An 8,355-nucleotide genomic window follows, 5' to 3' on the forward strand; every position below is an offset into this window, starting at 1 on the left:
TGTACCGATCGCCACCGCCGAGACGTAGCCGGTGTGGCCGGTGAGGGGCTTGCCGAGCTGTTTTCCGGTGGCCAGGTCCCACACCCGCAGCGTCCTGTCGATGCTGCCGGACACGGCGATGGTCTTGCCGTTCAGGGTACCGACCGCCACCGCCCAGACGGGGCCGGTGTGGCCGGTGAGGAGCTCGCCGAGCTGTTTTCCGGTGGCCAGGTCCCACACCCGCAGCGTCCTGTCGTTGCTGCCGGACACGGCGATGGTCTTGCCGTTCAGGGTGGTACCGACCGCCACCGCCAAGACTTCGCCGGTGTGGCCGGTGAGGGGCTTGCCGAGCTGGGTGGCGGTGGCGATGGGGTGGTCGTCGGGTTTGGAGTCGGCGTCATGCAGCACGAGGGGAATGATCACACCGGCGGCTGCCCCGGCGGCTGCGACGGCCGACAGGGAGACTAGGACACGGCGCCGGGACAGGGGGGAAGGGTTTTCGGCCGGCGCGGGCGAAGGCGTGAGAGGAACAGCCGGAGAGACTGGTTCGGGGACGGCCGGTTGAGCGTCGGCGAGGTAGGGATCCAGGGTCGTTGTCGGAGAAGGGCCTGAAACGCGCAGAGGATCATCGGCCGGTTGAGCCGTGTCTTCATCTGCGGGCTCTGCTACGGGGTTTGTGGATTCCGGCATTCGCTCGACTCTGAACTCCCGCGTGGCTTCCGGCGCCTCGTCTTGTGCCGGAGTCGGTTGTGCGGCGGGCAGAGAATCCTGCGGGGGCAGATCGGAATGGCCCGGCTGTGGAGAGTCGATGGCGGTCACCGGTCTGGAGGGGCTTAGAGGGATGGCGGCCGCGTTGCGGGCGAAGACGATCCTGGTCGCCTGGCCGGTGGCTCGGCTGGTCGGCAACGGCTTGCCATCGCGGGTCAGAGCGTCCAAGGCGGCGTAGAAGATCGGCTCCAAGGCTAGGTCTGGGCCCTCCCCCGCGATCCCCGCCTCGATGACATCGACCAAGTACTGGGTGAAGTAGGTCTGCGGCGTGGGCGCTGCGGTGTCGGTGTCGTACCAGGCGGTGGCGAACTCCCCGGCGGCGGCCAGCGTGTAAGCGCCGGTACCGCGGGTGTGGTCCAGCATGTCGGGGGCGGTTAGGGAGCCGGGGCCCTCAGCGGCCAGTCCCGCGTAACAGCAATCCAATATCACGATCTTGGTTCGGGCGCGGCTGCTGACCAGGGCATGCCGCACTGCATCGAAGGGCAGGCTGGTGGTTCTGCGCCGGGTGGCTTCCTTACGGGAGTCCACCAACCCCAGGCATAAGGTGTCGAAGGGGTCGACCTGGCCGTGGCCCACGTAGTAGAACAACGCGACGTCCTTGGCGGGTTCGAAAAGTTCTACCAGCCGGTCGGGCAGATCGCCGGGCTGCCTGACGTCGGAGAGCACCGAGATCCGGTCGGCGGGCCAGGCGCACAGCGGGCCGGTGAGCACAGAGGTGAAACGAGCCAGACTGTTGAGCGCGGCCTTCACCGGCGGCAGATGCGTGTAGGTGCCCACCCCGATCAGGACCGCCCGGGACCGGGAGAAATCCCGCAGAAGGTCAGGCATTGAGGAACGTGTCGACGATGCTCTGGATGTCGTCGGCGTTCTTGGCGTTCACCGTGATCTCTTTGCCCTCGGTCTTCAGGGTGAGCTCGATGTCGGAGCGACGCGAGCGGATGAACTCCGGCAACGTCTTGATGGCGACCGCCAGCATCCCGCCGCTGCCGGCCAGAAGCATTAGCGCATCCGCCGCACCCTGTTCACCGGGCCCGGGCGTGCCCGCCACCTGCTCGACCTGGATACCGGTGACCCGTTCCAGCCAGCCGCGCAGCGACCGAAGCTGTGACAGGTCAGAGACCGTGATCTGAACGCCGGGTCCCGCCTGGCGGCCTTCCGTGACGGACATGACTTCCTTTCTCGCAAGACCCCGAGCCATATAGACCAGTCCTTTCAGGAAATGGCCCTTCTGTGAAGTAACCTGGCAGGGTGCCTGCCCCAACTCCCAGCTCGACCTCTCCACGCGAGGACCAGGATAACGCCAACATCACTTCACGAAAGGTAATCCGGCTTTCCGATGATGTCGCCAGCCCCGAGGACAGCCTGACCGCCTGGGCCGACCGCTACCTCGCCCTGGCCGTCCGCGGGGTGCGCTCCGACGAGGTCGCCGCCAAGATCACCCGTCATGTGCGGCGCTTCATCGCCTGGCTCACCGACGGCCTCGGCCACGACCGGCTGCCGGCCGTCACCCCGCGCGAGATCACCGCCTGGCGCGACCACCTGGCCGCCGCCGGTAACCGCACCAAGGACGGCACCCCCGCCCCGATGGCGCCGGCCACCGTCAACAACCACCTGGCCCACCTGTCGGCGCTGTTCACCTGGATCGGCGCCCACGCCCCGGCCGGGCTGCTGCGCCACGGCGATCCGACCAAGAACGTCGCCCCGCTGCGGCTGCCCGCCCCCACCGTGCGGGCCCTGACCGGCAGCCAGGTCCGCACCGTCAAGAACGTGCTGGACCGCATCGAGGACTTCCACCAACTGACCGGCCGCCGCCACCGCAACGCCGCCCGCGCGGTCCACCGGCACGCCCGTCCGCTGCGCGACCGCGCCATCGTGCACCTCATCCTCGGCACCGGGCTACGCCGCGCCGAGGTCGTCGGCCTCGACCTGGCCCAGCTCGACCCGCCCACGCCGGCGGAGTTGCGACGGGTCAAGAAGGCCCGCCTAATCGACGTGCGCGGCAAGGGCCGCACCAGCCGGACCGTCTTCCTCGGCCGTGACACCCGCCAGGCGCTGGCCGACTACCTGGAGCAGGAACGCGTCGGCGACCTCGACGCCGAGTCGGCCGCGCTGTTCCTGGCCGCCTCCTCCATCACCGCCCGCCGGCCCGGCGGCCGGCTGTCCCCGCGCTCGATCAACACCATTGTCGGTGAGATCGGTCGCCTGCACGACGCCCAGAGCGGCGACCGCGAGCGTGACCTGGGTACGCTGCGGCCGCACGACCTGCGCCACACCTTCGGCTATCTGCTGTCGGAGGCCTCCGGCCACAACCGCGCCGAGTTGGAGCGCCGCCTTGGCCACGCCAACGACCGCTACCTGCGCCTGTACACCAATCCGCCGGACGACATCGCGGCCGGCCTCGTGGAAGGTTTCTGACTGCTCGCAGCGGCGCGAGGTCCGCGCCCCGTCCGCCGCCCGCTCCTTCCGTACATCTCTGAGGTGGCCGACTTTCCGTAACTGGCTTGCTACCTTCCGGCAGGGGTGCGACGCTCGCAGAAAGTGGTGCTTGCGCCACACTGAGCCAAATGTGAGCCCCGGATCGCTGGGAGGCCAGCGTGCCGAAGCGGGTTGATCCTGAACAGCGGCAAGTCGCCGTGGCGCGGTTGGAGCAGCTGCGCTCGAGTGGGACCTTGACGAGCGGGCATGTCCGGCTGGCCGCCTCCGGGCTGGGGGTCGACGAGCGCACGGTATGGCGATGGATCAGCCAGGACGGGCCCGGCGCACGCGCGGCCCGCCCCGGCAAACAGCCCTACCAGCTGAGCGAGACCGACCGAGAAGCTTTCGCCTACTACCGCGGCAACATCAGTGCGGTCCACCGAGCACGTACCGCCGCCGTGGCCGGCGACGGACTGGCGGCGGGCGTCCCGGTGCCGGACTTCCTGCGCCGGGGATGGGCCCAGGCCCGGCCGCTGGCCTTACGCACCATGCAGGAGGCCTTCGCCCGCGAGCTGCGCCCCGCCGAACGCGCCGCCTGGCGCGACGGCGAGCAGGGGCGTCGGGCCGCACCTGATCGCCGCCTGGGACCCCTTCGAGCCTGACCCGGCGCGCACCGACGCGACACTCGACGACCTGGCCGCGCACCTCAACCGTCCGGCTCGGGCTGCCGCCCGGCCGCTGCTTCGGTACGTCTGGCACTGCACCGCGCTGACCGCACGCCACGACCGGCCCCTCACCGACACCACCTGGGCGTGGATCGCCACCCGCCTCGTCGACGCCGCCGGCATCGCCCCGTTCGGCGACGTCGGAGCCTGCCGGTGGATCGCGCTCCGGCATGCCCGCGATCACATCCACCTGGTGGCCACCCTCGCCCGTCAGGACGGACGAATCCCGGAGATGCACGGCAACTGGTACCGGATGCGGGAAACATGCGACCGGATTGAAGCCGAACTTGGGCTGGCCCACACCCGCCCTGGCCATTCGTGAAGCGGCGTGGCAGGTGCAGGCGCGTCGGGTACTGACATCAAGCCCGCGCGAGGACTGACAGGAACTCCGCGTTTCCACTGACAGAATCTCCGCGCTCAACAGCGGGAACCGCCGCAGAAGATCACCAGGCCAGCCCCTTTATGCAGCAAGATAGGCGTTAGGTGGCACCTAAAGGCCCCCGAGGTCTTCCGACAATCAGCTTTACGCGAGCAAACTCCTCATGTTGGTGTTGTGTAACTCGGCCTTTGAGAGAGGAGTTCGTTGTGAGGCAGGCTGGCGCTACTCCTCCTGACAGGGCCGTTCCGGATGTACTTCCGCCCCAGACTGGGCGGCGTCGACGGGTCAGTGGTGGGCGCTCGCGTCAGGTCCGGGTCAGGATGTCGATCGAGGAGAGAAAGCTCGTTGAGGAGCGCGCGTCACGTCTGGGAGTCACGATGGCGCGGTTGCTGGTCGAGTCGGCCTTGAGTAGCGGCGGGCTTGGCATCACAGAACGGCGCACGTTGACGTTGGAGCTCATGGCATTACGCCGGCTGATCAGCAGCCTCAGCGTCAACCTGGACGAACTGCGCCGGGTGGCGGCAACCGCGGGCGCCGACGCCACAGTGTGGGAGCCGACCTCAACGGCGGTCGCGCACGCCGCCAACCGGCTGAGCCGAGCCCTTGAACCTTTCGCGGCGAGCGCCCGGCCGGCCGAAGCGAGCAGGCCGTGAACGGCAAGGTCAGTCTGCCGTACGGGAATGACCTTCCTGGGCTGCTCGACTACCTGTTCGGGCCCGGCAGGAGCGACGAGCACCGCGACCCGCATCTCGTGGCCTGCGCCGAGCACGTGAACCTGGAAGGCGAGCCACGCCTTGCCGAGGCTGGCCAGCTTCATGCTGCCAAGCTGGAGCTGGATGCCCCTCGCACGCTTCTCACGCGCAGCCTGGTCGGGGACTATGTCTGGCACTGCTCGCTCAGCCTGCCACCAGATGATCGACGCCTGTCGGACGCGGAGTGGGGGCAGATCGCTCGGGAGATCGTGCGGCGACTGGGCTTCGATGACCCGTCATCCGGTAAGGCTCCGTGCCGGTGGATCGCGGTTCATCACGGCCTGTCCGCCGGCGGAAACGACCACATCCACGTGGTGGTGAACCTCGTCCGCGAGGACGAGACGCGCGCTTCGACGTTCCGTGATTGGACCAAGCTCAGCCGGGCGTGCGCCGATCTCGAACGCGCCTATGGCCTGCAGGTGGTCGACGGCCGGCCCGGCGCGGGGTTGCCTGGGCTGACACGAGCTGAGCTGGAACGCGCTCAGCGGGAGGGCCGAGACGAGCCTGACCGGCTCAGGTTGGCCCGCCTGGTGCGCGCGTGCGCGACGACGGCCGGCGGGGAAGCGGAGTTCGCGCGACGGCTCCAGCAGGCCGGCGCGCTCGTGCACGCCCACCGCCTCGATGGGCGAACGGTCGGCTATGCCGTGGCGCTTCCCCGTCCAGGTGAGGGGCCTCCGGTCTGGTACAGGGGCAGCAGCCTTGCCGCTGATCTGGCCTTACCGCGCTTGCGACAACGATGGGAGCTGTCCATGGGCGTCCCCACTCCTTCGGTACGAGCGGGGACGGAACGAGGCAGCTTGCCGGAGACGGTCACCTACCACGGTCGTACCTGGGAGCAGGCCGCCCAGGTCGTGGCTTCGGTTCGGCAGCGGCTCGGCGCCGTCCCTCCCGACGACGTAGACGCCTGGGCGGCCGTGGCCAGGGACACGGCCGGACTGCTCTCGGCCTGGTCCGAACGCCTGGAGAAGAGGTCCGGACCGCTGGCGCGCGCCGCGAACATCTTGGCGTATTCGGCGCAGACACGGCGCGGCACCCCGCGAAGCCCCCGCCGCTCGGCGGTGCTAGACCTGCGCGGTGTCGCCGTCGTCATCGCTCAAGCCTCCACCCAGGGACAAGGCGCTGTCGGGCAGGTGCTGCTGCTGCGCCAGATCACCCGGCTGATGGAGGCGATCCACGATGCGCACATCGCCCGGGGCCAGGCCCGGCAGGCGCGGCTGCTCGCCGAGGTCGCCCACCACCAGTTGGCGACCCTTCACCATCGCCCACAGCATTCCTCCCCCTCGACGGTCGGCGTGCGACAACCTCGCTCGGCCGCTCCGACGGCCGAGCCGGTCCCGCGCCGCCAGAGCGGCGCCGACGAACGGAGCGTGATCAGCAGATGAGCGAATCCGACGAGGTGATCGGCTCCGTCCGGGACACGCTGCGCACCCTGCTGTCGGCGGCGACGGAGGTGGCCACCGCTCTGGCGCATCAACGAGCCGCGGCCGCGCAGCAGGCACAGGCAGCCGACGAGGCCGCCGGCGCGGCCTACCGGGAACGCATGAACGCCTTGTACCGGGTGGATGAGGTGCTGCTGCGCGAGGTATGGCGGGACCGCTGGTGGACGCGAGTGGCCAACCGCCCTGACCGGGTCAGCGACATGTGGGAGCGGGCCTCCTCCTGGGCTCCGATCCAGCCATACGCGCAGGCCACCCTGCAGCACATGCGCGAACAGATCGCCGAACGGTTCGGGCTGGAGCTGGCGCCCGTGCCGATGAACGGCGACCTGGCGCGGCTCCTGGCGGCGCCGGGCGCGGGCCAGGCGGCCGCGGAGGCGGAGTACGCCCCGCCGCCGGAGCGGGTGGTGAATTTCCAGATCATGGCGAAGGCTCGCGGCCCTGCCGAGCAGGATCAGCGGGTGACCGGTGCACGCGGCGTCGTGATCGGCGAGGGCGTGCCGCTGGAGTTGTTCGCCGCCGAGCAGATCGTGGCGCTGGCGCGGACGCAAGCCAACGGTTGGGACCAGCCCGCCCGCTACGTCATCACGCTGACGCAAGGTGAGGGCCCTCACGAGCGGCATCTCCTCACACTCGATGGCGGGCGGGCGCCCAGAGTCATCGAACGTATCGCCGCGCGTCGCGCACGCATCATCGCTGGGCAGGAAACGGCGCCGCCGGATGAGCGAATCGACGCGTGGTTGTCGGAACGGCGCCGACTCCACGATCTGATCCGGCAGCACGATCCGCGGCTGGATCGTGCCCGAGAGCAGCTGCGCGGAGAGCGAGAGGCCCGCGGCGTCAGTGCCCCAGGGGCCGCCGTCGGCGCGGAAACAGAGGGCGGCACGTCGTCCACCATCCAGCCAGACGTGGAGACGCTGAGGCGGCAACTGGCTCATGCCAACATGCAGTTGCGGGCATGCGAAGCCGAGCTTCGCGGAGAAGATCCCGACCATGTTTTCCAGGCGGCCATGCTGGTGAGGGACCTGGATGACGCCTGGTGGGAGACCGCTAGTCCGAAAGAGATCGCGGGCGTGTGGGGCGTGGTCGAGCAGTGGAAGCCGGGCGCCACGCAGGCGGGCATGCTCGCTCACCTGCGGGGGCGTCTGGCCGCCCTGACGGGTGCCGCTGTCGCCTCGACCGCCACGCGCGGCGAGGTGCTGGTACAGCTCGAGCTGTACGAGGCGTACGCACGAGGCCGCCCGGCCTACGAGTACGCCATCCTCCGCCCCGGCAGCCGATACGAGGGCGAGATCAACACGGTTCGCCGCGGGGTAGTGACGGTCGAGGCCGGCGAGAACACCAAGGACGCGGCACGCCGGGTCATGAACGCCTGGCTGAGCGAGATCAACGCGCCTCATCCGCGCCTGTACTCGTTGCGCCTGGTCGACGCGGACAACCGCGCCATCACCTTGACCCAGGCCGAGCTCGCTCAACACTCTGCCACCGCCGCCCCCGGCCCGGATCCGGCCTCGTCGCCCGCTGGCCCCACGGTCCCCAGCGCGCCCGCCGTCGACGAGCTGGCTCCGACCGCCGCCCCGGCCTCCACCTCCGCCTCCGACCTTGCTCAGCAGGCGCCAGAAGATGCGCAGCTCGCACGGACGATCGCCACGGTGCCCGCCGGTTTCGTTGGCAGCCCGCGCGAGCGGCTCACGCTGGCGCAGAATCGCGCTACGCCCGCCAAGCAGCCCCGTTCCAGCAAGGCGCCCCAGCGGCGGCGAGATCTCGAACGCTGACCAAGGCCGCAAGGCGGCTGCCGAGCACCGCATCGGCACCGCAACCATCAAATTTCACGTTAAGGGCCTACTAAACGGCATATTGACATCGCCATTAACCACTCATGACAGCTACTGTCTTGTCTC

Annotated in this window: 7 protein-coding genes; 5 read left to right on the forward strand and 2 right to left on the reverse strand. The window is 69.5% G+C overall.

Annotation, left to right across the window (positions count from 1 at the left end; genetic code table 11):
• Positions 1-1,575: caspase, EACC1-associated type (locus ACWDRB_RS47385; protein WP_449905591.1), on the reverse strand; the 1,575-nt coding region annotated here is incomplete at its 3' end.
• The gene (locus ACWDRB_RS47390; RefSeq protein WP_449905593.1) at positions 1,568-1,915 is read right to left on the reverse strand and encodes an effector-associated constant component EACC1; all 348 of its coding nucleotides are present in this window, start codon (positions 1,913-1,915) and stop codon (positions 1,568-1,570) included. The genes ACWDRB_RS47385 and ACWDRB_RS47390, both read right to left, overlap by 8 nt.
• A gap of 80 nt (positions 1,916-1,995) precedes the next feature.
• Between ACWDRB_RS47390 and ACWDRB_RS47395 the strand changes: the two genes are divergently transcribed.
• From ACWDRB_RS47395 to ACWDRB_RS47415, 5 genes are all read left to right on the forward strand, one after another.
• On the forward strand, positions 1,996-3,162 hold the full coding sequence (locus tag ACWDRB_RS47395; RefSeq protein WP_449905595.1) for a tyrosine-type recombinase/integrase: 1,167 nt from the start codon (positions 1,996-1,998) through the stop codon (positions 3,160-3,162).
• 254 nt (positions 3,163-3,416) lie between these two features.
• A complete protein-coding gene (locus ACWDRB_RS47400) occupies positions 3,417-3,824 on the forward strand; it encodes a hypothetical protein (protein ID WP_449905597.1) in 408 nt (135 codons plus the stop codon).
• A gap of 648 nt (positions 3,825-4,472) precedes the next feature.
• Positions 4,473-4,919, forward strand: a complete 447-nt coding sequence (locus ACWDRB_RS47405) for a plasmid mobilization protein (RefSeq protein WP_449905856.1) — start codon at positions 4,473-4,475, stop codon at positions 4,917-4,919.
• Positions 4,916-6,400 (forward strand): relaxase/mobilization nuclease domain-containing protein, encoded by a 1,485-nt coding sequence (locus tag ACWDRB_RS47410; RefSeq protein ID WP_449905599.1) that lies wholly within the window; start codon positions 4,916-4,918, stop codon positions 6,398-6,400. The genes ACWDRB_RS47405 and ACWDRB_RS47410 overlap by 4 nt, the downstream gene beginning before the upstream one ends.
• On the forward strand, positions 6,397-8,229 hold the full coding sequence (locus ACWDRB_RS47415) for a hypothetical protein (RefSeq protein ID WP_449905601.1): 1,833 nt from the start codon (positions 6,397-6,399) through the stop codon (positions 8,227-8,229). Before ACWDRB_RS47410 ends, ACWDRB_RS47415 begins: the two co-directional genes overlap by 4 nt.
• Positions 8,230-8,355: the final 126 nt, after the last annotated feature.

The sequence above is a fragment of the Nonomuraea sp. NPDC003707 genome, assembly GCF_053587055.1.